Annotated in this window: 28 protein-coding genes; 13 read left to right on the top strand and 15 right to left on the bottom strand. The window is 66.9% G+C overall.

The window, feature by feature from the left end:
- Positions 1-200: 200 nt before the first annotated feature.
- The gene (locus KNW02_RS11710) at positions 201-635 is read right to left on the bottom strand and encodes a VOC family protein (protein ID WP_216033457.1); all 435 of its coding nucleotides are present in this window, start codon (positions 633-635) and stop codon (positions 201-203) included.
- A gap of 183 nt (positions 636-818) precedes the next feature.
- On the opposite strand from KNW02_RS11710, the gene KNW02_RS11715 reads away from it, so the two are divergent.
- Positions 819-1418: an HNH endonuclease gene (locus KNW02_RS11715; RefSeq protein WP_216033458.1), complete on the top strand. Its 600-nt coding sequence runs from the start codon at positions 819-821 to the stop codon at positions 1416-1418.
- Here the strand turns inward: KNW02_RS11715 and KNW02_RS11720 are convergent.
- The 4 genes from KNW02_RS11720 to KNW02_RS11735 all read right to left on the bottom strand — a co-directional run bounded on the left by KNW02_RS11720 (position 1391) and on the right by KNW02_RS11735 (position 3581).
- The gene (locus tag KNW02_RS11720) at positions 1391-2032 is read right to left on the bottom strand and encodes a DUF1638 domain-containing protein (protein WP_216033459.1); all 642 of its coding nucleotides are present in this window, start codon (positions 2030-2032) and stop codon (positions 1391-1393) included. The two genes, KNW02_RS11715 and KNW02_RS11720, sit on opposite strands and share 28 nt — an antisense overlap.
- Positions 2016-2189 carry a hypothetical protein gene (locus KNW02_RS11725; RefSeq protein ID WP_216033460.1) on the bottom strand — a complete coding sequence of 58 codons (174 nt, stop codon included), beginning with the start codon at positions 2187-2189 and terminating at the stop codon, positions 2016-2018. The genes KNW02_RS11720 and KNW02_RS11725 overlap by 17 nt, the downstream gene beginning before the upstream one ends.
- Positions 2190-2391: 202 nt before the next feature.
- On the bottom strand, positions 2392-3027 hold the full coding sequence (locus tag KNW02_RS11730; RefSeq protein WP_216033461.1) for an NrsF family protein: 636 nt from the start codon (positions 3025-3027) through the stop codon (positions 2392-2394).
- Positions 3024-3581 carry a sigma-70 family RNA polymerase sigma factor gene (locus KNW02_RS11735; RefSeq protein ID WP_252733763.1) on the bottom strand — a complete coding sequence of 186 codons (558 nt, stop codon included), beginning with the start codon at positions 3579-3581 and terminating at the stop codon, positions 3024-3026. Before KNW02_RS11735 ends, KNW02_RS11730 begins: the two co-directional genes overlap by 4 nt.
- Positions 3582-3738: 157 nt before the next feature.
- Here KNW02_RS11735 and KNW02_RS11740 point away from each other — a divergent pair, with 157 nt between their 5' ends.
- From KNW02_RS11740 to KNW02_RS11755, 4 genes are read left to right on the top strand one after another with little or no spacing between them, the layout of a single operon-like run.
- Positions 3739-4026, top strand: a complete 288-nt coding sequence (locus KNW02_RS11740; RefSeq protein WP_216033462.1) for a BufA1 family periplasmic bufferin-type metallophore — start codon at positions 3739-3741, stop codon at positions 4024-4026.
- A gap of 58 nt (positions 4027-4084) precedes the next feature.
- The gene (gene bufB / locus KNW02_RS11745) at positions 4085-4927 is read left to right on the top strand and encodes an MNIO family bufferin maturase (RefSeq protein WP_216033463.1); all 843 of its coding nucleotides are present in this window, start codon (positions 4085-4087) and stop codon (positions 4925-4927) included.
- Complete coding sequence (locus tag KNW02_RS11750) at positions 4911-5630, top strand: HvfC/BufC N-terminal domain-containing protein (protein WP_216033464.1); 720 nt, start codon at positions 4911-4913, stop codon at positions 5628-5630. The genes bufB and KNW02_RS11750 overlap by 17 nt, the downstream gene beginning before the upstream one ends.
- The gene (locus KNW02_RS11755) at positions 5630-6094 is read left to right on the top strand and encodes a DoxX family protein (protein WP_252733764.1); all 465 of its coding nucleotides are present in this window, start codon (positions 5630-5632) and stop codon (positions 6092-6094) included. Before KNW02_RS11750 ends, KNW02_RS11755 begins: the two co-directional genes overlap by 1 nt.
- 129 nt (positions 6095-6223) lie before the next feature.
- Here KNW02_RS11755 and dapA read toward each other — a convergent pair whose 3' ends face one another.
- Positions 6224-7099: a 4-hydroxy-tetrahydrodipicolinate synthase gene (gene dapA, locus KNW02_RS11760; RefSeq protein WP_216033466.1), complete on the bottom strand. Its 876-nt coding sequence runs from the start codon at positions 7097-7099 to the stop codon at positions 6224-6226.
- A 109-nt stretch (positions 7100-7208) separates the two neighbouring features.
- On the opposite strand from dapA, the gene KNW02_RS11765 reads away from it, so the two are divergent.
- Complete coding sequence (locus KNW02_RS11765; RefSeq protein ID WP_216033467.1) at positions 7209-9278, top strand: lytic transglycosylase domain-containing protein; 2070 nt, start codon at positions 7209-7211, stop codon at positions 9276-9278.
- 6 nt (positions 9279-9284) lie between these two features.
- Here KNW02_RS11765 and KNW02_RS11770 read toward each other — a convergent pair whose 3' ends face one another.
- From KNW02_RS11770 to KNW02_RS11780, 3 genes are all read right to left on the bottom strand, one after another.
- Positions 9285-10241, bottom strand: coding sequence for a DMT family transporter (locus tag KNW02_RS11770; protein WP_216033468.1), 957 nt, complete (start codon positions 10239-10241; stop codon positions 9285-9287).
- 103 nt (positions 10242-10344) lie between these two features.
- Positions 10345-11136 carry an inositol monophosphatase family protein gene (locus tag KNW02_RS11775; protein WP_216033518.1) on the bottom strand — a complete coding sequence of 264 codons (792 nt, stop codon included), beginning with the start codon at positions 11134-11136 and terminating at the stop codon, positions 10345-10347.
- Positions 11137-11193: 57 nt separating this feature from the next.
- Positions 11194-12108, bottom strand: coding sequence for a LysR family transcriptional regulator (locus KNW02_RS11780; protein ID WP_216033469.1), 915 nt, complete (start codon positions 12106-12108; stop codon positions 11194-11196).
- A 90-nt stretch (positions 12109-12198) separates the two neighbouring features.
- Between KNW02_RS11780 and metF the strand changes: the two genes are divergently transcribed.
- Positions 12199-13077, top strand: coding sequence for a methylenetetrahydrofolate reductase [NAD(P)H] (metF, locus tag KNW02_RS11785; RefSeq protein ID WP_216033470.1), 879 nt, complete (start codon positions 12199-12201; stop codon positions 13075-13077).
- A 45-nt stretch (positions 13078-13122) separates the two neighbouring features.
- Here the strand turns inward: metF and KNW02_RS11790 are convergent, their stop codons facing one another.
- The gene (locus tag KNW02_RS11790; RefSeq protein WP_252733769.1) at positions 13123-14208 is read right to left on the bottom strand and encodes a T6SS phospholipase effector Tle1-like catalytic domain-containing protein; all 1086 of its coding nucleotides are present in this window, start codon (positions 14206-14208) and stop codon (positions 13123-13125) included.
- A gap of 73 nt (positions 14209-14281) precedes the next feature.
- Positions 14282-15436 (bottom strand): type III PLP-dependent enzyme, encoded by a 1155-nt coding sequence (locus KNW02_RS11795; RefSeq protein ID WP_216033472.1) that lies wholly within the window; start codon positions 15434-15436, stop codon positions 14282-14284.
- A 171-nt stretch (positions 15437-15607) separates the two neighbouring features.
- Here KNW02_RS11795 and KNW02_RS11800 point away from each other — a divergent pair, with 171 nt between their 5' ends.
- Entirely contained in the window at positions 15608-16039 is a 432-nt protein-coding gene (locus tag KNW02_RS11800) for an Lrp/AsnC family transcriptional regulator (protein WP_216033473.1), read from the top strand.
- A gap of 3 nt (positions 16040-16042) precedes the next feature.
- Here KNW02_RS11800 and KNW02_RS11805 read toward each other — a convergent pair whose 3' ends face one another.
- A complete protein-coding gene (locus KNW02_RS11805) occupies positions 16043-16696 on the bottom strand; it encodes a winged helix-turn-helix transcriptional regulator (protein WP_216033474.1) in 654 nt (217 codons plus the stop codon).
- An 87-nt stretch (positions 16697-16783) separates the two neighbouring features.
- Between KNW02_RS11805 and KNW02_RS11810 the strand changes: the two genes are divergently transcribed.
- From KNW02_RS11810 to KNW02_RS11825, 4 genes are read left to right on the top strand one after another with little or no spacing between them, the layout of a single operon-like run.
- The gene (locus tag KNW02_RS11810) at positions 16784-17500 is read left to right on the top strand and encodes a DUF1428 domain-containing protein (protein WP_216033475.1); all 717 of its coding nucleotides are present in this window, start codon (positions 16784-16786) and stop codon (positions 17498-17500) included.
- A 15-nt stretch (positions 17501-17515) separates the two neighbouring features.
- Complete coding sequence (locus tag KNW02_RS11815; protein WP_216033476.1) at positions 17516-18307, top strand: VOC family protein; 792 nt, start codon at positions 17516-17518, stop codon at positions 18305-18307.
- On the top strand, positions 18304-18963 hold the full coding sequence (locus KNW02_RS11820; RefSeq protein ID WP_216033477.1) for a glutathione S-transferase family protein: 660 nt from the start codon (positions 18304-18306) through the stop codon (positions 18961-18963). Before KNW02_RS11815 ends, KNW02_RS11820 begins: the two co-directional genes overlap by 4 nt.
- Positions 18964-19000: 37 nt before the next feature.
- Complete coding sequence (locus KNW02_RS11825) at positions 19001-19669, top strand: glutathione S-transferase family protein (protein WP_216033478.1); 669 nt, start codon at positions 19001-19003, stop codon at positions 19667-19669.
- A 4-nt stretch (positions 19670-19673) separates the two neighbouring features.
- Here KNW02_RS11825 and KNW02_RS11830 read toward each other — a convergent pair whose 3' ends face one another.
- From KNW02_RS11830 to KNW02_RS11840, 3 genes are all read right to left on the bottom strand, one after another.
- The gene (locus KNW02_RS11830; RefSeq protein WP_216033479.1) at positions 19674-21062 is read right to left on the bottom strand and encodes a TRAP transporter large permease; all 1389 of its coding nucleotides are present in this window, start codon (positions 21060-21062) and stop codon (positions 19674-19676) included.
- 3 nt (positions 21063-21065) lie between these two features.
- Positions 21066-21746 carry a TRAP transporter small permease gene (locus tag KNW02_RS11835; RefSeq protein WP_216033480.1) on the bottom strand — a complete coding sequence of 227 codons (681 nt, stop codon included), beginning with the start codon at positions 21744-21746 and terminating at the stop codon, positions 21066-21068.
- A 64-nt stretch (positions 21747-21810) separates the two neighbouring features.
- Entirely contained in the window at positions 21811-22815 is a 1005-nt protein-coding gene (locus KNW02_RS11840; protein ID WP_216033481.1) for a DctP family TRAP transporter solute-binding subunit, read from the bottom strand.
- A gap of 204 nt (positions 22816-23019) precedes the next feature.
- Between KNW02_RS11840 and KNW02_RS11845 the strand changes: the two genes are divergently transcribed.
- Positions 23020-23379 (top strand): hypothetical protein, encoded by a 360-nt coding sequence (locus KNW02_RS11845; RefSeq protein WP_216033482.1) that lies wholly within the window; start codon positions 23020-23022, stop codon positions 23377-23379.
- The last annotated feature ends 99 nt before the right edge of the window (positions 23380-23478 follow it).

A 23478-nucleotide genomic window follows, 5' to 3' on the forward strand; every position in this document is an offset into this window, starting at 1 on the left:
GAACACCATACGGGCCCGCGGCATGACCAAGGCCGCATCAGAGGCCGGACACATGTCAGCACCCGGTGACGCGCGGAAAGCAGCTCTGAAATTACCCCTTGCGCAAGGGGCGGTTACACATGTTGCATAAATAAATAAACGAAGGGCGGTCCGAATTTGCCGCCTTCCCCTCAACTGTCAGGCGGGCGCAGGCAGCGCGGTCAGGTCCAGATCGCCGGGTCGGCCAGTTCGATCGAGTTTCCGGCCGGATCGCGGAAATAGATCGAGCGCGCGCCGTTCGGCCAGCGAAAATCGGCTTCGATGACGATGCCGCTCGCAACAAGGTGTTCGCGCCAGACATCCAATGTCTCGGGCGCGGCGGCGAGGCAGAAATGACCGGGACCGCGTGCGCCATGGGGCGGGACCGGCAAGCGGGCATCAGGGGCGGCCGGCCTTGCGGTCGCCTCGGCGCGAAAGACCAGAAGCACCTGCGGGCGCGGGCTGTCGGTCACGCGGAAAAAGACATGCCGGCCGGGGACCGTCTGAAAGGCCTGAAGCCCGATCACCCCCTGCCAGAAGGCGGTCGCGGCCTCGAGGTCGTCGGCGTAAAGGGCCGTTTCCAGCGTGCCCAGCAGGGGTGGGATCGGTTCCGTCATGCCCTCAGACTGCCATTCCGGCGGGGCGCGGGCAATCTGTCATGGCGCTGTCACCAACAGGGGTTAATTCATCCACAGATCGAGTACATCCGGGGGCTTGCCAGAGCCGAGACACGATATATAGTCGGCGGCAGGATTCCAAGAATGCGAAGGCAGTAGAGACGAGGTCAGCGGGAAGGCGGCATGCTGGACGAGCATCATCAGACGGACTTCCGGACGCAATTCGTGCGTGAGCCTGCGGGACTGCGCCATTTCCCGGCGCTGGTCCTGAATGCCGACTACCGGCCGCTCAGTTACTATCCCCTGTCGCTCTGGCCCTGGCAGGAGGCGATCAAGGCGGTGTTCCTCGACCGCGTCCAGATCATCGCCGAATATGAGGAGGTGGTGCGAAGTCAGCGCCAGGCATTCCGGATCCCCTCGGTCGTCGTTCTGAAAGATTATGTAAGACCCCAGAAGCGCGTGGCATTCACGCGCTTCAATCTTTTTCTGCGGGACGAATTCTGCTGCCAGTATTGCGGCGCCAAGGGGGATCTGACCTTCGATCATGTCGTGCCACGCTCACGCGGGGGGGTGACCAGTTGGGAAAACGTCGTGGCCGCCTGTTCGCCCTGCAACCTGCGCAAGGCCAATCGCAGCCTGCGCCATTCCGGCCTGTCGCTGCGCCGCAAGCCGCGCCAGCCGACCCCGGAAGAGATGCATGCCGTGGGCCGGCGCTTTCCGCCCAACCACCTGCATGACAGCTGGATGGACTTCCTCTACTGGGACGCCGAACTGGAAAGCTGAGCCAGGACGGCGGGCAGGTCGCCATAGCCGGTGGCGCGACGCTCATAGCGCAGGCCCAGCCGCGCGGCCGCCTCGGCCGCCTTGGCGTCCAGCGCCGGATCGTCGGTCTGGGCCAGATAGATCAGCCGCTCGTAATGGGCAAAATACATGTCGCGCAGCTCGGGATGCCGGTCCAGCCCCATCGAACGCCAGACGAAAGCATCGAACTGGCGGACGAGGAAATCGGTCAGGTAGAAGGCGGTGAACTCATCCTCGGCGCGGGCGGCATGGGCTTCAAGCCCGTCGAAGAAGGCATAGCAATGCGGGCCGGGGATCATCTCGATGCCCAGCTCCGCGCAACGCGCCTGCAGCAACCCGCCGGTGCCGCAATCGGCATAGACGACGATGATCCGGTCATAGCCGTCGCGGTGACGCCTCACCGCCGTTTCGACGGCATCGGGGATTCTTTCGGGGCGCAAATGCAGTTCGGCCGGCAGGCAATGCAGATCCAGATGCGACCAGCCATTCGCATCGCGGATCGCCAGCAGTTCGCGCGCCAAGGCACCGCAGGCCAGCATCAGGCATCGAGGCGGGGCGGAACCGGGGTCCGGGCGGGGCTCAGCCCTTGTGGTCATGTCCGTTGCGATGGCCCAGATGCACCAGTGCCGCGGCGCTGAGCGCGATCAGCACGAGGGCAAGTTCCGGCACCCCGGTCGCAATGGACGCCCAGAGCGTTAGGAAAGCCGCCACGAGGACGGCCATGATCAGCAACAGAAAATGCGGCAATGGCATGACATGTAACTCCTCGCCTTCAATATGGGCGCGGGACGGCCACTTGAAAAGCCTGCGCAGACAATTCGCGCGAATTTCGGCCGCCCGGACCTGCGGACCGACCCGGCGACTGCCCCGCAATCCGGCAGACGGCGCCCGCGCCGCCCAGTCGCTGCCAGTCCCTGCCGGTCTTCAGGCATCCGCCGCCCGGTGATTCGGGACTCTACCAGCGCAGCAGATAACGTCCCATCAGCGCGCCGGCGGCACCGACGATCAGGATCGCAAGACCGTACCAGGTCAGGAAGAACAGCGGCGAATCCTCGTTGCAGTGCAGCGCGTAGAGGGCGGCGCTCAGGCCGCCGACCCCCAGCCCCAGCAAGCCGCCGCTGCGCATGGGCGCCGGGCTGGCCCCCGCGCGCAGCACCATCAGGCCCAGCCCCAGCGGCACCGCCGAGATCAGGGTGATCGTGGTCAGGCAGATCACCAGCGAATTCCCCCGCATTTCCGGCCAGAGCGTACCGGGCGCCGCCGCAAGCATCGACAGGATCAGCCAGATCGCGCCCGCCGCCAGCGCCGCGGCGACCAGATGCTGCGCCGGCACGCGCCGCGGCTGCGGTCGCGTCAGCCGCAGCGCGGCGCGCAGCGCCGGCAGCGCGATGGCCAGCGGCAGCAACCATTTCATCAGCACCACCGGATCGCCAAGCGCCGCCACCAGATCGGCCCGGATCCCGAGGATCGACAGCGCGACCGTGGCCGAACCCAGCAAGGCCAGTCCGGACCACAGGAAAAGGCGCGGCGCCACCGCCTGCGGCGGGGTATCGTCCTGCGCCAGAAGATCGATCAGGCATTCGGTCTTCACTGGCCGTCCTCCTGCCTCAGCCTTGCCAGCCGCTGCAGGGCGCGGTGCAGCGCCACCCGCAGCGCCCCCGGCGACAGGCCGAGCCGGGCGCCGCATTCGGCCTGCCCGCGCTCCTCCAGCGCAAGACAGCGCAGCAGCGCGGCATCGCGTGCGGGCAGCCGGTCGATCAGGGTCGCCGCATCGCGCCTCTCGATCCCGTCCGGTTCCGGTGCGGCCTCCAGCGTCTCGGCAAAATCCTCGACCGGCAGATGCACGGCCCGCCCACGGCGGCGAAAGGCATCGACCAGCTTGTGACGGGCGATCGCATAGACCCAGGGGCGCAGCGGCTGATCGCTGTCCCAAGTGGCCCGCTTCAGATGAATCGCCATCAATGTCTCCTGCACCACATCCTCGCACCAGCCATCGTCCATGCCGCCGGCACGCGCCCGGATCAGCCCGCGCAGCACCGGCGCCATCCGGGTCAGCAACAGCCGATAGGCCGGCCGATCGCCCGCCATGGCGGCGCGCATCAGTTCCGACCAACCCGGTCCGGCCTCTCCGCCGTCATGTCCCATCACCTGTCCCTACGTCTGACCCCGCCCCGGCGTTACACCATCAGGCCACGCCCCTGCGCATATCACGACTTCGTGAGGGCGGTAACGCCGCCTGCCGCCCCGCCGAATGGCCCGGTGGGACGGCGATGCCGCCCGTTCAGCAACGAGGAGTGAGAAGATGAGCCCGAAACTTGCAGCCGCCATCGCCACCGCCATCGGTCTGGCCGCCGCCGCCGCCCATGCCCAGGACGCCATGGACGACATGGCCAGCGATGAGATGGAAAAATGCTACGGCGTCGCCATGGCGGGCCAGAACGACTGCGCCGCCGGTCCCGGCACCACCTGCGCCGGCACCGCGACCATGGATTATCAGGGCAATGCCTGGAAGCTGGTTCCGGCCGGCACCTGCACCGGCATCGAAACCCCGGCCGGCCATAACGGCGCGCTGGAGCCGATCGAGATGTAATGCCCTGCGGGCGGGCACGCGGCCCGCCCGATCCAGCCCCTGTCTTTATGAGGTCGCCATGCCCCTGCCCCTCGCCTCCGGCCTCGGCTTCAAGCCGCAGCATTTCCCGGCCATCCGCGACGGCCGCCCCGATCTGGGGTTCTTCGAGATCCATGCCGAGAACTACATGGGCGCGGGCGGTGCCCCCCATGCCATGCTGCGCGCGATCAGGCAGGATTACGCGCTGTCGATCCACGGCGTCGGTCTGTCGATCGGCGGACCGGCGCTGGACGAAACCCATCTCGCCCGCGTCAGGACGCTGTGCGACCGCTATGAGCCGGACAGCTTTTCCGAGCATCTCGCCTGGTCCAGCCATGGCGCCGAATATCTGAACGATCTGCTGCCCCTGCCCTATACGCGGCACACCCTTGATCGCGTCTGCGATCATGTGGACCGGGTGCAGGAGGCGCTGGGCCGGCGCCTGCTGCTGGAAAACCCGGCCACCTATGTGATCTTCGCGCAGAGCGAGATGCCCGAGGCCGAATTCCTGACCCGGATCGCGGCGCGCACCGGCTGCGGGCTGCTGCTGGACATCAACAACGTCTTCGTCAGCTGCACCAACCACCGCACCGATCCGCTGGCCTATCTGGATGCCTTTCCGCTGGATCGGGTGGGCGAGATTCATCTGGGCGGCCATGACGAGGAAGACCTGCCCTCGGGGCCGCTGCTGATCGACTCGCATGGGCGGGCGGTGGCGGAACCGGTCTGGGCCCTCTATGCCGCGCTTCTGGATCGCAGCGGGCCGCAGCCGACGCTGATCGAATGGGACAATGACGTGCCCGACTGGCCGGCACTGGCCGCCGAGGCCGCCCGCGCCGAGGCGATGATCGCGGATCGGAGGCACCATGCTGCAGCCGAGTGACATCACCCCGGATGTCCGCGCGGCACTGGCGGGCGGGCCGGTGCCGGGCTTCATCACCGCGCGGCACCCGGCTGAGGCGGAACGACGCTTCGCCGTCTATCGCAACAACATCGCCCACAGCCTGCGCGAGGCGCTTGCCCGCCGCTTTCCGGTCATCCGGCGTCTGGTCGGCGCCGGGTTCTTCGGAGCGATGGCCGCCGAATTCATCGCCCGGCACCCGCCCCGCTCGCCGGTCCTGCAGGAATGGGGCGGCGATTTTCCGCATTTCCTCGGGCTTTTCGCGCCGGTCGCAACCCTGCCCTATCTGGGCGATGTCGCGCGGATCGAATGGGCGCGCGGCCAGGCCTATCACGCAGCCGACGCGCGCCCCTTGCCGCCCGAGCGGCTGGACGGGTCCGAACCGCTGCGCCTGCATCCGTCATTGCAACTGCTGCTGCTGAACCATCCGGCGGCAAGCATCTGGCAGGCCAACCAGCCGGGTCGGGATGGCCGGCTGCGCGCCACGGGGGCCGAAACGGCACTGATCTGGCGCCGCCCGGATTTCGAGGTCCGCGTGGCATCGCTGGCGCCGCTGGAGGCTGGGTTCATCGCGGCCCTGATGGGCGGGCGGACGCTGGAAACGGCCACGCTGCTGACCGATCCGGTGCCGATGCTGACGCTGCTGCTGCGCGACGGCCTGATCTGCGGGGCAGAGGACGAATGATGACGACATCTCCCCGGGGCATAGGCCTGGTCGCGCCGATCCGACGGCTGAACGAACGCGCCGGCCATATCCCCTTCGCACTGGTCGGGCTGGCGGCGCGGCTGTTTCCTGCGGCGGTATTCTGGACCAGCGGGCGCACCAAGCTGGACGGGCTGACGCTGAAACCTTCGACGCTCTACCTGTTTCAGAACGATTATGCGCTGCCCCTGATCCCGCCCGGCCTTGCCGCAAGGCTGGCCACAACAGCGGAACATCTGTTCCCTGTCCTGCTGCTGCTGGGATTGATGACGCGGATGTCGGCGCTGGCCCTGCTCGGCATGACGGCGGTGATCCAGATCTTCGTCTATCCCTCGGCATGGCAGATCCACGGGCTGTGGGCGGCCTGTTTCCTGATCCTCATCGCCCGCGGCCCGGGAAGCTGGTCGCTGGACGCAGCCCTCGGCCTCGACCGGGACGCTGGCTGAGACCCGCAGGACCGAAGCCCCCACCTTCCCTGCGGAAATATCCCAAGGAGGAGCGGTCGCCGACCCCATCGAGGGGCCGGCAACCGCCGGGGGGCAAGGCCCCCCGCGCCCGGATTCGCAGCGACGCGCCTAGATCAGGCCGGCATGCACCAGCGCCGCGTCGATCAGGCGGCGCGTGGGATCGGTCAGCGGCACCAACGGCAGGCGCACACGCTCATCGCAGAGCCCCAGCCGGGCCATGGCGTATTTCGCACCGACCAGCCCCGGCTCGACGAAGATCGCGTGATGCAAGGGCATCAGCCGGTCCTGATAGTCCAGTGCCGCGGCGTAGTCGCCGCGCAGCGTCGCCTCCTGGAACTCGGCGCAGAGCTTCGGCGCGACATTGGCGGTCACGCTGATGCAGCCGACACCACCATGGGCGTTGAAGCCAAGCGCAGTCGCATCCTCGCCCGACAGCTGGATGAAATCCGCGCCGCAGGTGATTCGCTGCTGGCTCACCCGCTCGAGCCGGCCGGTCGCGTCCTTCACGCCCACGATCTGCGGCAGTTGCGACAGCACGCCCATGGTCTCGGGGCTCATGTCGATGACCGAGCGGCCGGGAATGTTGTAGATGATGATCGGCAGGTCCACCGCCTCGGCCAGCGCCGTGTAATGCGCGATCAGGCCGGCCTGGGTGGGCTTGTTGTAATAGGGCGTCACCACCAGCGCGGCATTGGCCCCGACCTCTGCGGCGTGGCGCAGAAGCCCGATCCCCTCGCGGGTCGAGTTCGATCCGGCCCCGGCGATCACCGGGACGCGCCCGGCGGCGGCCTTGATCACCTCTTCGACGACCAGCCGGTGTTCGTCATGGGTCAGGGTCGGGCTCTCGCCGGTGGTGCCGACCGGCACGAGGCCGTGGCTGCCCTGATCGACATGCCATTCGACCAGCTTTTTCAGCGTGTTCAGATCCAGTTCGCCGTCCGCGGTGAACGGCGTGATCAGTGCGGGCATCGACCCTTTGAACATGACACGCTCCTTGATGATCTTCGATTGTCGCGCCTAACTATCGCCGGGCGCGGGACTTGCCAAGGATGTGAATTGCTTCCCCGTGCCACGACGGCGACACAGGTGGGTGATGCGACTTCTGCGCGACATGCTGACGGCGGGGCTGATCGCCGCCCTTCCCCTTGCCACGCCGGCCCTGGCCGAGAACCGGGGCGCGATGGCGCTGGCGCTGTCGGCGGCCGAGACAGGCGACTGGGTGACGGCGCGCGATGCCGCCCTGCGCGCCGGCCCGGTGGCCGAGGCGCTGGTCGGCTGGCAGGCCCTGCGCGCCGGCCATGGCAGCTTTCAGGACTATCTGGATTTCGCCCGCGCCCGCCCCGACTGGCCCGGCCTCGACCTGCTGCGCCAGCGCGGCGATGCTTTGCTGCCGCCCGACCTGCCGGCCGATGATGTCCGCGACTGGTTCGGCGACCGTCTGCCCATGACGCTGCGGGCCGAGACCGCCTATCTGAGCGCGTTGCAGGACGATGCCGCCCGCGCCGAGCGGGAACGGTTCTGGACCGCCACGCCGCTCGACGCGGCCGAGGAGAGCGCTTTTCTTGACGCCTATCCCGACCAACTGACCCCGCTGCTGGCCGCCCGTGCCGCCGCGATGCTGGATCAGGGCGAATGGCGTCAGGCCGACCGGCTGCTGGCGAAACTGCCCGAAGCGGATCGGCCGCTGCTGGCGGCGCGCATCGCGCTGCAGGCCGGGCGCGGTGGCGTGGATGACCTGATCCTTGCCCTGCCCGAAACCACCCGCGCCGATCCCGGCCTGACGCTGGACCGGTTCCGCTGGCGCGTCCGCGCCAAGCTGCACGAGGGTGCGCGGGACCTGATGCTGGAAACCTCGACCAGTGCCGAGGCGCTGCGGCGGCCGGACGAATGGGCGCAGATGCGGGTGGATTACGCGCGCCTCGCCATGCGCAACGGCGACTGGGCCCGGGCCGAGCAACTGGCCACGGCGCATTTCCTGCCCCCCGACAGTCGCCACTATGCCGATCTGGAATGGCTGGCCGGATTCGCGGCGCTGAAACAGCAGGCCCCGGACCGGGCGCTGGCGCATTTCCAGCATCTGGAAACCGTCGTCGGCAGCGCCATCAGCACGGCGCGGGCGCTCTACTGGCAGGGCCGGGCGCAGGAGGCGCTTGGTGACGAGGCGGCGGCGCGGGCGGCCTTCGCGCAGGCGGCCGAGAAGCCCGGCGTCTATTACGGCCAGCTTGCCTCGGAAAAGGTCGAGGGCGCGATGTCCCCGGACTATGCCGTGACCGGGCGCGGGACCGAAACCCTGCCCGACTGGCGCGGCGCGATGCGCGAGAACAGCGTCTTCCAGGTCGGGCTGTGGCTGCTGGCCACCGGCCGCGTGGATGAGGCGCAGCGCTTCTTCCTGCATCTGTCGGAAACCGCCCCGCCCGAGGATATCGCCCGCATGGCGCGGCTGATGATCGAGGCCGGCGCGCCCTGGCACGGGCTGCGCCTGTCGAAACGCGCCGCCGACCGGGGCGTGATCTATCCGGCGGCGCATTTCCCGCTGACCGGGCTGGAACAGGCCGATCTGGGCGTGCCGCCCGAACTGGTCATGGCCATCGCCCGCCAGGAATCCGAGTTCAACCATACCGTCAGCAGTCGCGTCGGTGCGCGCGGGCTGATGCAACTGATGCCGGCCACCGCCGAACAGATGGCGCGTCAGCTGGGTCTGCCCTATGACCTGCCACGGCTGACCGTCGATCCGGCCTATAACGCCCGGCTGGGCGCGACCTATCTTGGCGGGCTGCGCGACCGCTTCGGCGCCTCGACGGCGCTGACTGCCTCGGGCTACAATGCGGGACCGGGCCGGCCGGCGCGCTGGCTGCGCGATTTCGGAGACCTGCGCCAGAGTTTCGATCCGGTCGAGTGGGTGGAACTGATCCCCTTCGACGAGACCCGCAATTACGTGATGCGGGTGACCGAAGCGGTTCCCATCTACCGCGCCCGCATCCAGGGCAAGCCCGCGCCCATCGTGCCGACATGGGATCTGACCGGCGGCGGGCTGATGCCCCCGCCCGCGGCGCGGCTGACGCTTGCACTGTCGGGCCGGCCTGCCGAGAAGCCCTTCATCGGCCCGCGGCTGCCGGCCGGCTGGACCGGGCCGGAAACCGACGCGGCCATCGCCTCGGACTGAGGGGGATCAGACCGATTTCACCCGCGCCCGCCACAGGGTGAACAGCCCGGCCGCGACGACGATGACGGTGCCAAGAACGACGTTCGGACGCAGCACCTCACCGAAGATCCCCACCCCCATCATGCTGACCCAGACCAGTTGCGTGAAGGCAAAGGGCTGCAGCACCGACGCCTCGGCAAGCTCATAGGCCCGGATCATCAGGTAATGCGAGGTCATGCCGCAGATGCACAGGCCGGCCATCCAGATCCAGTCCACCGGCGCCAGCCATTCCCAGTCCCAGATGCCGACCAATGTGATCGCCGCGGCACCTGACACCCCGGTCCAGAAGAAGCTGACGATCGAGGGGTCGTCGCGGGCGACATGCCGCGTCAACAGTCCGTAGAGCGCGAACATCAGCGCCGCAACGAAGGGCAGCAACGCCTCGATCCGCATCACGCCGCTGCCGGGTTGCAGGATCACGAGGATGCCCGCAAAGCCGATACCGATGGCGGTCCAGCGCCGCCAGCCGACCCTTTCGCCCAGCACCGGCCCGGACAGGGCGGCGACCAGCAGCGGATAGGCGGCGAAGACCGCATGCGTTTCCACGAGGCCGAGGCGGACGAAAGCCTCGACCATGATCACCACCTCGAGCGCGAGGATCGCGCCGCGGACAATCTGGGTGACCGGGCGGCGGGTGCGGATGGCGCGCTTCAGCCCGCCCGGCTGGCGCGCGACCAGAACGATCACGAAGGCCGCGAAGATCCAGTAACGGATCATGACCACCAGCACCGGCGGATATGCCTCGCCCAGCACCCGCGAGAACCCGTCCTGCAGCGCGAAGATGAACGAGGTCGCGCACATCAGCAGGATCGCAAGCCCGGTGCGATCCTGCAGCGGCGGCCGGGTCTTCGGCGGCAGGGGTGGCGGCGCCGAGGCAGAGGCTGCCGAGGCGGCATAGGGCTGGTCGGGCAGATCGTCTGGCATGGCGCGCTCCTCGGATGCCCCGCCCATGCGCCGCGGGCACGGCAAGGTCAAGGACAGCCGGGCTTGCACCGGCTGCAAGGCTTCGACAGGCGCGAGGCCGGGATCAGTCGCGGGCGCGGATCACCTTGGCGAAGGATTCGAATATCTGCGCGTTGGCACAGATCAGGCGCCCCGATTCCAGCGGATCGTCGTCATCGCGGATGCCTTCGACAAAGCCGCCCGCCTCGCGCACCAGCAGGATCCCCGCCGCCACGTCCCAGGGGTTCAGGCCACGTTCCCAATAGCCCTCGTAGCGGCCGGCCGCGACATAGGCGAGGTCCAGCGAGGCCGCACCGAAGCGGCGGACACCGGCGGTCAGCGGCATCAACCGCGCCAGATCCTGAATGGTCGCCGGCAGCGGGCCGCGCCCGGCAAAGGGAATTCCGGTCGCGAAGATCGATTCGATCATCTGCCGCCGTCCCGAGACGCGCAGGCGCTGATCGTTCATGAAGGCGCCGCTGCCCTTCTCGGCGATGAACAGCTCGTCCTTGGCGGCGTCGAAGACGACGGCGGCGACGATCTCGCCCTTATGCTCCAGCGCGATGCTGACCGCCCAATGCGGCAGGCCATGCAGGAAGTTGGTGGTGCCATCCAGCGGATCGACGATCCAGCGGCGGGTCGGATCCTCGCCCGGCTCGGCGCCGGTCTCCTCGCCCAGCCAGCCGTAATTTGGACGGGCGGTGCGCAGGTCTTCCTTGATGATCCGCTCGGCCTCGCGGTCGGCACGGCTGACAAAATCGCCCGCGCCCTTGACGCTGACCTGCAGGTTCTCGACCTCGCGGAAGTCCTTGACCAGCGCGCGCCCGGCCTTGCGGGCGGCCTTGATCATGATGTTCAGATTGGCGCTTGCCATCACACGCTCCGGGTAAAGGGTTGGCGGCGTCATAGGGGGCCGCGCGGCAAATGCCAAGGATCACGCGGCGGCGCCGCGCAGCATCCGCAGCGGCTCGGTGCGCGCAAGCCGCAGCAGATGCGCCATGTAGGGCTGGCTCAGGTCGGTTTCGCGCACCGCCGCGTACAGGCGACGCAGCACGCCCTGCCGGCCCAGCGGCAGCATGGCGATCTCGGGATTGGCGGATTCGCGGCGCAGCACCCAGTCGGGCATCACCGCCACCCCGCGCCCCGAGGCGACCAGCATCAGCGCCACCGCGGTCAGCTCGACCGTGCGGCTTCGGGCAGGTTCGACCCCGGCCGGGGTCAGGAACTGGCTGAACACGTCCAGCCGGGCGCGGTCCATCGGATAGGTGATCAGCGTCTCGCCGGCCAGATCCCGCGGCTCGGCATAGCCCTTGGCGACCAGCGGATGGCCGGCCGGCACCACCAGCGTCGGCGCATAGTCGAACAGCGGCTGATAGGTGACGCCCGGCACATCCTCGGGGTCGGAGGAGATCACCAGATCGACCTCTTCGCGGGCCAGCGCCGGCAGCGCGCCGAAGGCCAGGCGCTGGCGGATATCGACATCCACCTCGGGCCAGGCGCGGCGGAAGATGTCGAGGACCGGCAGCAGCCAGTCGAAACAGGCATGGCATTCCATGGCGATATGCAGCCGGCCCACCCGCCCCGCCTCGACGCCCTTGAACTCGGCCTCGGTCGCGGCGACCAGCGGCAGCACCTGCTCGGCCAGCCGCAGAAGCCGCATGCCCGCCGCCGACAACCGCATCGGCTTGGCCCGGCGCACGAACAGCTCGACCCCGGCCTGTTCCTCCAGCGCCTTGATCTGGTGCGACAGCGCCGACTGGGTGATGTGCAGAACCTCGGCGGCGCGCGCCAGCCCGCCCTCCTCATGGATCGCCCGGACGGTTCTGAGATGGCGCAGTTCGAGATGCATATGAGAGTGATTCAACTTGATCTTGAAGATTATGAATTTGTCTCACAGAGGCATCCGTGGCACAAGAGGCCCGAGCAAAAAGGAATCGCCATGACCCGCGCCGCGCCGAAAATCAGCTTCGAGTTCTTCCCGCCGAAGACCCTGGATGCTTCGTTCCGGCTATGGGAAACGGCCCGCGCGCTGGCCCCACTTGCGCCGGATTTCGTCTCGGTCACCTATGGCGCCGGCGGCACCACCCGCAAGCTGACCCATGAGGCGGTGACGACCATCAACCGTCATTACGGCGTGAACGTGGCCGCCCACCTGACCTGTGTCGAGGCTACCCGCGACGAGACGCTGGAGATCGTGCAGTCCTATGCCGATGCCGGCATCACCGAGATCGTGGCGCTGCGTGGCGATGCGCCCAAGGGTCAGGACCGTTTCACCCCGCATGCCGACGGTTTCGCCAATTCGGTCGAACTGATCGAGGCGATCGCGGCGCGCGGCGACATGACCATCCGCGTCGGCGCCTATCCCGAACCGCATCCCGATTCGACCGGCACCGACGCCGATGTCGCCTGGCTGAAGCGCAAGATCGATGCCGGCGCCAGCAGCGCGATCACCCAGTTCTTCTTCGAGGCCGAGACCTTCTTCCGCTTCCGCGACAAATGCGCAGCGGCAGGTATCGACGCACCGATCATCCCCGGCATCCTGCCGATCCAGGGCTGGGCCGGCGCCAAGCGTTTCGCGCAAAGCTGCGGCACACGGATCCCGCAATGGGCCGAGGAAGCCTTTGCTGCGGCCATCCGCGACGGCGGCGACCGCGAACGGCTGCTGGCCACCGCGATCTGCACCGAGCTTTGCGACCAGTTGCTTGAGGGCGGCGTCGACAGGCTGCATTTCTACACGCTGAACCGCCCGGAAATGACCCGCGATGTCTGTGCGGCGCTTGGCATCCAGCCGACCCGCGAATTCGCCGCGGTCGCCTGATCCGACAAGGTCCGGGCGGCTTTCGATCCGGCCCCGCAAGGCCGGTCAGGCGCCCTCGGGCTCGGCCCCGGTTTCGCCGGCTGACGGGAGCGAGCCGGTGTCCTCGCGGCCGGACCGCCGGCGAAGATAGCCGCGTCTTGGCCGCTTGCGCTGATCCTCGGGCGCCAGATGGCCGACCAGCAGCGCCGGGCCGTCATAGTCGCGCGGATCGATCCCCGGAGACAGCACCTCGGTCTCGTAATGGCCGGCCATCCGCGGGGCGCGGGCCAGAAACGCCTTGCCCCAGCCGCGCCAGTTGCCGACCGACGGCGCCGCCGGGTCGCAGGGAAATCGTTTGCGCCACCCGTCCGGCAGGGGCAGCCCCACCGATTCGGCGCTTTCCAGTATCCAGACCAAGGGGATATTGGCCAGCGGGCGCGAATCCTCCCGCCCGCTCAGTTGCCCACCGATATCGGGATGGGTGCCGCGAAACCACATCTGCTCGATGCGCCCGTTGACGCGGTTGTCGTCCCACAGCATCGGTGCGAAGGCGGCCCGCGTCTCGTCCAGCGCCAGCGCCTGAAACCCGTATTCGACCACCGAAACCAGATGCGCGTCATGAAAGCGGAAATGCGGCTCGGTCAGCATCCAGACCAGCGGCAGCCGCACGCCCAGGGCCATCACCGTGTCGAAACAGCCAAGCATGCGGATGGTCGCGCCGGGATGGCAGCGCCGGCGCCGGAACGCCGACAGGGCCTCTTCGGATCCGCCATTGCGGTAATAGTTCCAGGCCGTGCGGATGTTGCGTTCCGCCGCCGCCTCGGCCCGCAGCAGGCCGATCCGGCCGATCATGCCGGCCAGGCTGCGCACCGCGAAAGCCCCGCGGGAATAGCCGATCAGATAGATCTGGTCGCCCGCGCGATAGCCCGAGGCCAGCCAGCCATAGGCCTCGATGATGCGCCGCTCCAGCACCCCGCCCATGGCCAGTTCCGGCAATGTCCGCCAGCGGTTCCATTGCTGGCCGGTACCGTAATGCACGCGCAGCCGGGTATCCGCGTCCGGCAGCGTCCGCATCCTGCCGCCCAGAAGCCGGTGAATGCGCCCGATCGAACTGCGCCGCCCCTCGGCAAGCGAGGCGAAGGTGCCGTCCATAAGCACCACGTGAATCGTACTCGGGCGAATCGTTGACATGGCCCGAGGCTAGCACGGGCTGGTGGCGAAATGGTTACCTCAGGGACATGACCGTCGCATTTGTCATCTGCCCGAAACCGTTGAAACGCGTGTTCGTGACCGTCGAATAGGCCCCGGTGCCATGGAAGACGATGTAATCCCCCTCGGCGATGTCGCCGGGCAGGCTGATCTCGCCGGGCAGACGATCCAGCGAATCGCAGGTGGGGCCGAAAACCACCCGCCCCGAAGGATCACCCCGGCGCGGCAGCCCTCGCGGGGTCAGCACCTCGATGCGATCCAGGTTCCCCATGACGGGCAGTTCGGACAGCCCGCCATAGACGCCATCATTCAGGAACACGGCGCCGCCATCACGCAGCGCCTTGACCCGGGTGATCAGCGAGAAGGCATCGGCGCACATCCCCCGGCCCGGTTCGCAGACCAGCGCGGGGGCATCGTCGCCAAAGCTGCGGGCCAGCGCGTCGCCGATCCTGCCGAAGATCGCCGACAGATCGGGCTCGACCCCGGCAACACGATGCGAGGGGAAACCGCCACCGACATTCAGACGCCGCGCGCGCACACCGGCCCGGTCGCAGATCTCGCGGGCGACCGTGATATAGCTGGCCCAGGCGGCCGGATCGGCGCATTGCGTGCCCGGATGGAAGGTCAGCGAGGGAACATAGCCCCGCCCGGCCACCCGCGCGAGCAGTTCGGCCGCAAGCTCGGGCGTGGCGCCGAACTTCGAGCCGAAGTCATAGGCGGCCCCCAGTACCGGCAGCTTGAAGCGCGGCGAGATTTCGACGCCCTCGCCACCGATTTCGGTCGGCACCAGGTCAAACAGCTTCTCCATCTCGCTGCGGCTGTCCACCGACCAGGCCCTGACCCCGGCCTCGACCGCATGCGCGATCTCGGGCCGGGCGCGGACCGGGTTGTGATAGTGGCGAGCGGCACCCGGCGCGATCCGTCCGATCAGATCGATCTCCCAGGGTGAGGCAACGTCGAACCCGGTGATGCCCGCCGTCACGAGGTTCTGGATGAGGGCCTCGTCCGGGTTGGCTTTCACCGCATAGGTGACCAGCCCCGGAAAACCGGCGAGGAACTGCCGCGCCTTGTCCTGCAGCATTGCCGGCGCGAAGGCCATCACCGGATGATCGGGTTGCAACCGGCGGATCAGGTCGGCCGGATTGTCCCAGACGGTCTTGCTGTGCTGCATCGGCTGTCCTTTCGCGCGTTCAGGGGGGCCGGACCGAAAGACGCGGCGCCTACCTTCAGGATGGCGCCGTTCCACACCCAATTCACCGATGAAAAAGATAGAATTGCGGTTCATATTGGTTATTATGACGAAGAGAGACGACGAATTGACGAAACGCGACGGAAAGCACCCATGGACGATCTGGACCGGAACATCCTCGCCCTTCTGTCTCAGGACGCGCGGATGTCCGTCGCCGTGCTGTCGCGCCGGCTGAAGGTCGCCCGCTCGACCCTGCAGGCGCGGCTTGAGCGGCTGGAGACCTCGGGCGTGATCGCCGGCTATACGCTGCGGCTGGGGGAACAGGGACGGATCGCGCATATCCGGGCGACGGTACTGTTGACGATCGAACCGCGCAGCCAGGCCGGCATCCTTGCGCGGCTGAAGGCCATGGCGCAGGTGGAACGCATCCACACCACCAGCGGCCGGGTCGATTTTCTGCTGCAACTGGCAACCAGATCGACCGCGGAACTGGACGACACGCTGGACCGGATCGGCGGGATCGAGGGGGTGCGATCCTCGGAAAGCCTGATCCATCTGTCCACCAAGCTGGACCGCGCCGTCTGACCGCTATCGGCGCAGGTCGAACAGACCGACGAAATCCTGCGCCGCCACCGCGTCTCCGGTCAGCGAGATCACCCCGTCCGCCGCCAGCGCCGCGATCGGTGCCGGGCCGTAAACCGCCCGGGCCAGCGCGTTTCCGTCGCCCTCCAGCACGAAAGGCGCCTCGATCTCGTAGGCCGTCTCGACCCGCAGGATGCCATCGCTGCCCAGCCGCTGGATGAAACCGTCATTGCCGGAACGGAACCCGGCCACGGCGATCTGCCCCCGCGCCGCACCGGGATCGATCATCGCGGTCATCGAGATCATCAGCGCGGTCGGGCTGATAAAGCGGCGCGGATCATGGCCCGGATGCTGCGCGCCCCATCGGCACATGGCCTGCAGCACCGGCATCAGCCCGCGCCCCGAGGCGGTCAGTGCATAGGCCCCCAGATCGGGCAACTGCAGCACGACCCCCTCGGCGATCAGGTGCCGCAGCCTTTGCGTCAGCACGCCCGCCGTGATCCCCGGCAGGCCGCTGCGGATCGCCTGAAAGCGCCGGGGCGCAAACATCAGTTCACGCACCACCAGAAGCGCCCAACGGTCGCCGATGACGTTCAGGGCATGCGCCCCAAGGCATCCCTCGTCATAGCGGAGTCGCGTCTTTTCGCCGGTTTCAGTCATGTTACAATACTATTAGTTGCTTTTTCATACTTCAAGCAGGAAGCTGCGACTCGCAAGTTCCGTGAACAGGATCACTGGGAGGTTGGAATGACCTATTACTCCGGCATGGTCGCGGCGGTGCCGACGGCCAACAAGCAGGCCTATATCGACCACGCGGCATCCACCTGGCCGATGTTCAAGAAGCTGGGCGCGCAGCGGATGGTCGAGGCCTGGGGCGAGGATGTCCCACATGGCAAGGTGACCGATTTCTTCCGCGCCACGCAGGCCGAGGACGGCGAAACGCCGGTCTTTTCCTGGATCGAATGGCCCGACCGCGCCACCGCCGACACGGCATGGCAGGCGATGATGGATGACCCCGAGATGCAGAACATGCCCGAGATGCCCTTCGACGGGAAACGCATGTTCTGGGGCGGGTTCGCGCCGATCTACCAGTTCGGCAGGTCCGAACCCGGCCGCTATATTCAGGGCTTCGTCCTCGCCGTGCCCGAGGCGAACAAGCAGGCCTATGCCGACATGGCCCGCAGCGCCGAAGAGATGTTCCGCCGCTTTGGCGCGACCCATATGGTCGAGAACTGGGGCGAGGACGTGCCGCATGGCAAGCTGACCGATTTCTATCGCGCCGCCGATGCCCGTGACGGCGAGGTGCCGATGTTCTCATGGGTCGAATGGCCCGACCGCGCCACCTGCGACGAGGCCGGCGAGAAGATGGCCGCCGAGATGGAAGGACAGGAGATGCCCGAAATGCCCTTCGACGGCATGCGCATGTTCTGGGCCGGCTTCTCGCCCATTCTGGACCGCTCCTGACGAAAGGTTCGCGCGATGACGACACTGCATGGCAGCCCCTGCTGGTACGAACTGACCTCTGCCCCGGGAAGGCTGAGGGCGGCCGAGGACTTCTATGCCCGGGTGCTGGGCTGGAGGGTCGAGGACGCCGGGATGGAGGGGTTCGACTATCGCCTCGCCGTCTCGGATGGCGACATGGTGGCCGGGATGATGGAGATGCCCGAGGATGTCGCGGACATGCCGCCATTCTGGCTGCTCTATGTCGCGGTCGAGGATGCGGATGACGCCGTCGCGCGGATCGAGGCCGCCGGCGGCAGCGTTCATCGCGCGGTGCAGGTGATCCCCGGCACGGGCCGCTTCGCGATTCTGGCCGATCCGCAGGGCGCGGCGATCGGCATCCTCGAACCCGAGCCGATGGAGGATGAGGAGACGCAGGGCAACGCCTTCGACCAGGGCAAGGAGGGGCATGGCAACTGGCACGAGCTGATGTCGCCCGACCCCGAGGCCGGCTTCGCCTTCTATGCCCGGATCTTCGGCTGGCAGAAATCCGATGCCATCGATATGGGCGAGATGGGCCTCTATCAGCTGTTCTCGCATGACGGCGCCGATATCGGCGGCATGCAGGGTCTGGGCAACGCGCCCTGCCCCTGCTGGCTGGTCTATTTCGGCGTGAACGGCGTCACCGAGGCCTTGGCGCGCATCACCGGCAATGGCGGCAACATCATCCACGGCCCGCAAGAGGTTCCGGGCGGCGCCTTCATCGCCATCGCGCAGGATCCGCAGGGCGCGGCCTTCGCCGTGGTCGGACCAAGGGAGCATACGGCATGACACGCGATCCGATCATCCTGACCACCTATGACTGGGTGCCCGATTTTCCGCGCGGCCATGTCCGCGATATCCGCATCCGCTGGCTGCTGGAGGAAATCGACCGCCCCTACAGGATCGAAACCGTCCCGTTGCAGAAAAAGACCCCCGAACACCTGGCCCGCCAGCCCTTCCATCAGGTGCCGATGATCCGCGATGGCGAGTTGTCGCTGTTCGAATCCGGCGCGATCCTGCTCTATCTGGCCGAAGGCACCGATCTGATGCCCGGGGGCGACGACCGGATGCGCACGATCCAATGGCTGATCGCGGCGCTGAACTCGGTCGAGTTCTATTCGGCGGCCTGGCTGGTCGGGAAGTTCTTCCACAAGAACGAGCAGAGCGCGGCCGAGTTCGGCAAGATCGCGCAGGACAAGCTGGCCCATCTTCAGGATGTCCTCAAGGGCCGCGACTGGCTGGTGGCCGGGCGTTTCACCGTCGCCGATCTGCTGATGGCCGATATCCTGCGGCTGCCGGCCCAGCACGGCCTGCTGGACGGTCTGCCCGACCTCAGGGCCTATCACGACCGGGCACTGTCGCGACCGGCGTTTCAGAAGGCGCTTGCCGACCAGATCGCCCATTTCAGGGCGGCGGACGCGGCCATGGCTCAGGCTTCGGCCTGACCTTGCGGCAGGCCGGCTATCCGGAAAGGAAGCGGAAATGACCCTGACATTCTTCGGACATCCCCTGTCCTCCTATACCCACAAGGTGCTGATCGCGCTTTATGAAACCGGTGCGGAGTTCACCTTCCGCCAGATCGATCCGTCGCAATCCGGGGATCGCGAGCTGATGGGAAGGCTGACGCCCCTGGGCAAGATGCCGGCGCTGCGCGACGACAGGGCCGGCGTGACGCTGGCCGAAAGCGCGGTGATCATCGAATGGCTGGACCGCCACCATCCCGGCCCCGCGCCACTGCTGCCGCGTGACCCCGACGCGGCGCTGGAGGCGCGGGTCTGGAACGGCATCTTCGACTACCATGTCCATCGCGAGATGCAGCAGATCGTGGATGCGCGCCTGTTCATGGATGACGTGGCCGAGGACCCCGTGGGCCGCTTTGCCCGGACCTCGCTGGACCGCGCCTATGCCGCCATCGACCGCCACATGACGGATCGCGACTGGGCGGCAGGGGAGTTCGGCCTTGCCGATTGCGCCGCGGCGCCGGCCCTGTTCTATGCCGGGTTCCTGCATCCCTTCAACGGATACCCCAACCTCGCAAGTTATTTCGAACGGCTGATCGCCCGGCCCTCGATCGCCCGCGTGCATGACGAGACAAAGCCATGGCTGCACCTGTTTCCCTTCCCCGAACGCATCCCCGCCCGGTTCCGCTGAGCCGTCACCGCAGGATCACCTCGGGGCCCATCATCAGCGTCGGCAGCCAGGTGCTGATCCACGGCACATAGGTGACGATGATCAGGAACACGAACAGCACCGCCAGGAAGGGCAGTGCGGCGCGGACGACGCGCATCATCGACATGCCAGCCACGCCCGAGGTCACGAACAGGTTCAGCCCGACCGGCGGGGTGATCATGCCGATCTCCATGTTCACCACCATGATCACGCCCAGATGAATCGGGTCCACGCCCAGTTCGATGGCGATGGGAAAGACCAGAGGCGCCACGATCAGGATCAGGCCCGACGGCTCCATGAACTGACCGCCGATCAGCAGGATCACGTTCACGATCACCAGGAACATGATCTTGCCGAAACCGGCATCCAGCATCGCGCCGGCGATGTCCTGGGGGATCTGCTCGTCGGTCAGCACATGTTTCAGGATCAGCGCATTGGCGATGATGAACATCAGCGTGATGGTCAGCCTGCCCGCCTCCAGCAGCACGTCGCGGGTGCCCGGATGAAAGAAGGCCGTGACCAGCGCCTGCGGCTTTTTCCACAGCGGGATCCGCGTCTCGCCGTCGCGCAGCGGCCCCATGTCGCGATAGATGAAGATCGCGACGATGAAGGACCAGATCGCGGCGACGGCGGCGGCCTCGGTCGGGGTGAAGATCGCCTTGGTGACACCCGGAATACCGTAGAGCCCGACCATGATGACGACGATCAGCATCAGCCCCCAGAAGGCATCGCGAAAGCTGGCCCAGATCTCGGCCCAGCCCTGCCATTTCTCGCGCGGCATGCCCTTCCAGATGGCGAAGAACAGGATCGTCACCATCAGCATGCCCCCGGCCAGCAGCCCCGGAACGACGCCGGCCAGGAACATCCGCCCGACCGAGACATCGGTGGCGCTGGCATAGACGACCATGACGATCGATGGCGGGATCAGGATCCCCAGCGTACCGGCATTGCAGATCACCCCGGCGGCGAAATCCTTGCTGTAGCCGACCTGCCGCATCGCCGCGATGACGATCGAGCCGATGGCGACCACGGTGGCGGGCGAACTGCCCGAGAGCGCCGCGAACATCATGCAGGCGAACACCCCGGCAATCGCCAGCCCGCCCGGCAGATGCCCGACGCAGGCGATCGAGAAACGGATGATCCTTTGCGCCACGCCGCCCGTGGACATGAAGCTGGAGGCGAGGATGAAGAAGGGAATGGCCAGCAGCGTCGCATGACCCTCCATCGCCTGATACAGCGTCTGCGCGATCGAGGCCAGCGAAGTGTCGGAAAACCACAAGAGGAACAGCGTCGACGACAGGCCAAGCGCGATGGCGATGGGCACGCCCAGCAGCATCAGCCCGATGATCAGGACGAACAGCAGAATGACGTCCATCGCCTAGTCCCCGCGATTCATGTGGCTGACATCCTCGACCGCGTCCTCGGCCTCGTGGCTGACGATCAGGCTTGCCCGTTCGCCCGTCCAGATCATCCAGACCGCCTGCAGCAGCCGGAACAGCAGCAGCGCCACCCCCAGCGGCAGCGCGAAATAGGGGATCAGGCGGGGCATCTTCTCGTAGGCCTCGCCCTGATTGAACACATCGCCCATCCAGGCCAGAAAGCCGGGCATCGGGATCTGCTCGGTCTCGTAGAAGGCCCGGTCGCGGGTCTCGATGAAGCCGGTCGGGAACCAGCGCCCGCCGGTCTGCTGATAACCCGCAAAGGGCGCCCAGTAGTCCCAGGCGCCCTTCATCAGCAGCAGCGCATAGATGATGCAAAGCCCGCCCGCCACCAGCGCGAGGATCCGGCGCGCGGGGGGCGGCAGCAGGTTGATCATGGCATCCACGCCCAGATGCGCGTTGACCTTGACCGCGTAGGACACGCCCAGCAGCACCAGCCAGGCAAACAGCGCCAGCGTCACCTCGAGCCCCCAGATCAGCGAGCTTTGAAAGACATAGCGCATGACCACGTTGACGAAGGTGACAAGCGTCATCAGGCCCAGGAGGATCGCGATGACATTTTCCTCGAGTCCATGCACGAAACGACCCAGCGGGCCGCGCGGCTCATAGCGGTGGCTCATCGCCCCTGCCCCCCGATATGGCTGGCGCCCGCCCCGCCTGTCGTCGCGGAGCGGGCGCCTTGCCTCAGTGCTTTTCGTTGATCGCCTGCGCGGCGTCGATATTGTCCTGACCGACGCCCTCGGCGAACTGGTCCCAGACCGGTTTCATCGCATCGACCCAGGCCTGCCGCTGCGTGTCGTCCAGTGCGCGGATTTCGCTGCCCGCATCCAGGATCGCCTGCCGCGCCGCCATGTCGACATCGTTCACGGCCGCGTTCCGTTCGGTGGTGACCTCGTTCAGTATGGTCAGCATCTGGTCCTTCACCGCCGGATCGAGGCTGTCCAGCCAGTCGGTCGAGGCGACCACCATATAGTCGAGCACGCCGTGATTGGTCTCGGTGGTGCCGTCCTGAACCTCGTAGAATTTCTGGCCATAGATGTTCGACCAGGCGTTTTCCTGGCCGTCCACGACGCCGGTCTGCAGGGCGCCGTAAACCTCGGCGAAGGCCATCGGCTGGGCCGAGGCGCCGATCGCCTCCATCTGCGCGATGATCACGTCCGAGGGCTGCACGCGAAATTTCAGCCCCTTGGCATCCTCGGGCGTCAGCAGCGGCTTGTTGGCCGACAGCTGTTTCAGGCCGTTATGCCAGAATTCCAGCCCCATCAGGCCGCGTCGCTCCATGCTGGCCTTCATCGCCTGCCCGGTCTCGGAGGCCTGGAATTCATCCACCGCGGCGATATTCTTGAACATGAAGGGCAGATCGAAGATCTGAAAGACCTTGGTGAAAGTCTCGAACTTCGACAGCGAGGGCGCACCCAGCTGCACATCGCCCTGCAACATCGCCTCGAGCAGAACATCGTCGTCGTAAAGGGTCGAGTTCGGATAGACCTCGACGCACATCGTGCCTTCCATCTCGGCGTTCACCCGTTCGGCGAACAGCGAGGCAGCGATGCCCTTGGGGTGCTTGTCGGCATTGGTGACGTGGCTGAACTTCACCACCGTTTCGCCATCGTCGCAGCCGGCGGGGTCGGCCAGGGCGCCGGTCGCCATCATCGCAAGCCCGCAGGTTGCGGTCAGCAGGGTCTTCATCGGTATTCCTCCCATAGAACCTTGATGCGGGCTCTTGCGGCCCGTCCGTTACACGTTCCGCATCACAACGGCGCAAGCCCACACAAGCAAGAAATATTTTTCCTGAATGTCAGCAAACTGCTCCGATACGTTGCGCGAAACACATGCGGTCGTTGGAAGCACGGGCGTTAACGTAGTATCCTGTTCAGCAGTCTGCGGATCTCGATGCTGGAGCGTATGAATCAACTCGCCCGGTTGCCCATGTCTTGGGGCGCTGCGATCATGGACACCGCCGAAGGCTGGACACTGGCACTGATCGGGTTGGTCGTTGCGCTCGATCTGTGGCTTGGGCTGAAGTCCAGGATCGCCCTGGTTTTCAACGTCATTCAGGTCGGCGGCCTCGTTGCCGGATTCTTCTGGACTATAGCGATTACTCGGCAGAACGATATTGCCGGCCCTTACGTGTGGGCCTTCGTGATCGGCATCTGGAGCGGCAGCGCATTCCTGTTTCACCTGTGGTTCTTTCTCGACGAATGGATTTGCCGAGATGCGCCGCGTGGCCTGACCAAAGGCGACGGGTCGTAGCTGACGGCTGGCGCTGCAAAGGCGGGAACGGCGCGCTGGAACGAGCGCGGGCTTGCCGCCACGATATACCGCCCTCCCCGCTTTTCTCCCCGGCTTTCG

Origin of the sequence: Paracoccus marinaquae, from assembly GCF_018860165.1 — a bacterium.
GTDB lineage: Bacteria > Pseudomonadota > Alphaproteobacteria > Rhodobacterales > Rhodobacteraceae > Paracoccus > Paracoccus marinaquae.

Excerpts from the sequence above, each read along its gene's own strand:
- KNW02_RS11710 (WP_216033457.1), bottom strand. The coding sequence starts at position 635 with ATGACGGAACCGATCCCACCCCTGCTGGGCACGCTGGAAACGGCCCTT.
- KNW02_RS11715 (WP_216033458.1), top strand. The coding sequence starts at position 819 with ATGCTGGACGAGCATCATCAGACGGACTTCCGGACGCAATTCGTGCGT.
- KNW02_RS11720 (WP_216033459.1), bottom strand. The coding sequence starts at position 2,032 with ATGACCACAAGGGCTGAGCCCCGCCCGGACCCCGGTTCCGCCCCGCCT.
- KNW02_RS11725 (WP_216033460.1), bottom strand. The coding sequence starts at position 2,189 with ATGCCATTGCCGCATTTTCTGTTGCTGATCATGGCCGTCCTCGTGGCG.
- KNW02_RS11735 (WP_252733763.1), bottom strand. The coding sequence starts at position 3,581 with ATGGGACATGACGGCGGAGAGGCCGGACCGGGTTGGTCGGAACTGATG.
- KNW02_RS11740 (WP_216033462.1), top strand. The coding sequence starts at position 3,739 with ATGAGCCCGAAACTTGCAGCCGCCATCGCCACCGCCATCGGTCTGGCC.
- bufB (WP_216033463.1), top strand. The coding sequence starts at position 4,085 with ATGCCCCTGCCCCTCGCCTCCGGCCTCGGCTTCAAGCCGCAGCATTTC.
- KNW02_RS11750 (WP_216033464.1), top strand. The coding sequence starts at position 4,911 with ATGCTGCAGCCGAGTGACATCACCCCGGATGTCCGCGCGGCACTGGCG.
- KNW02_RS11755 (WP_252733764.1), top strand. The coding sequence starts at position 5,630 with ATGACGACATCTCCCCGGGGCATAGGCCTGGTCGCGCCGATCCGACGG.
- dapA (WP_216033466.1), bottom strand. The coding sequence starts at position 7,099 with ATGTTCAAAGGGTCGATGCCCGCACTGATCACGCCGTTCACCGCGGAC.
- KNW02_RS11765 (WP_216033467.1), top strand. The coding sequence starts at position 7,209 with ATGCGACTTCTGCGCGACATGCTGACGGCGGGGCTGATCGCCGCCCTT.
- KNW02_RS11770 (WP_216033468.1), bottom strand. The coding sequence starts at position 10,241 with ATGCCAGACGATCTGCCCGACCAGCCCTATGCCGCCTCGGCAGCCTCT.
- KNW02_RS11780 (WP_216033469.1), bottom strand. The coding sequence starts at position 12,108 with ATGCATCTCGAACTGCGCCATCTCAGAACCGTCCGGGCGATCCATGAG.
- metF (WP_216033470.1), top strand. The coding sequence starts at position 12,199 with ATGACCCGCGCCGCGCCGAAAATCAGCTTCGAGTTCTTCCCGCCGAAG.
- KNW02_RS11790 (WP_252733769.1), bottom strand. The coding sequence starts at position 14,208 with ATGGACGGCACCTTCGCCTCGCTTGCCGAGGGGCGGCGCAGTTCGATC.
- KNW02_RS11795 (WP_216033472.1), bottom strand. The coding sequence starts at position 15,436 with ATGCAGCACAGCAAGACCGTCTGGGACAATCCGGCCGACCTGATCCGC.
- KNW02_RS11800 (WP_216033473.1), top strand. The coding sequence starts at position 15,608 with ATGGACGATCTGGACCGGAACATCCTCGCCCTTCTGTCTCAGGACGCG.
- KNW02_RS11805 (WP_216033474.1), bottom strand. The coding sequence starts at position 16,696 with ATGACTGAAACCGGCGAAAAGACGCGACTCCGCTATGACGAGGGATGC.
- KNW02_RS11810 (WP_216033475.1), top strand. The coding sequence starts at position 16,784 with ATGACCTATTACTCCGGCATGGTCGCGGCGGTGCCGACGGCCAACAAG.
- KNW02_RS11815 (WP_216033476.1), top strand. The coding sequence starts at position 17,516 with ATGACGACACTGCATGGCAGCCCCTGCTGGTACGAACTGACCTCTGCC.
- KNW02_RS11820 (WP_216033477.1), top strand. The coding sequence starts at position 18,304 with ATGACACGCGATCCGATCATCCTGACCACCTATGACTGGGTGCCCGAT.
- KNW02_RS11825 (WP_216033478.1), top strand. The coding sequence starts at position 19,001 with ATGACCCTGACATTCTTCGGACATCCCCTGTCCTCCTATACCCACAAG.
- KNW02_RS11830 (WP_216033479.1), bottom strand. The coding sequence starts at position 21,062 with ATGGACGTCATTCTGCTGTTCGTCCTGATCATCGGGCTGATGCTGCTG.
- KNW02_RS11835 (WP_216033480.1), bottom strand. The coding sequence starts at position 21,746 with ATGAGCCACCGCTATGAGCCGCGCGGCCCGCTGGGTCGTTTCGTGCAT.
- KNW02_RS11840 (WP_216033481.1), bottom strand. The coding sequence starts at position 22,815 with ATGAAGACCCTGCTGACCGCAACCTGCGGGCTTGCGATGATGGCGACC.
- KNW02_RS11845 (WP_216033482.1), top strand. The coding sequence starts at position 23,020 with ATGCTGGAGCGTATGAATCAACTCGCCCGGTTGCCCATGTCTTGGGGC.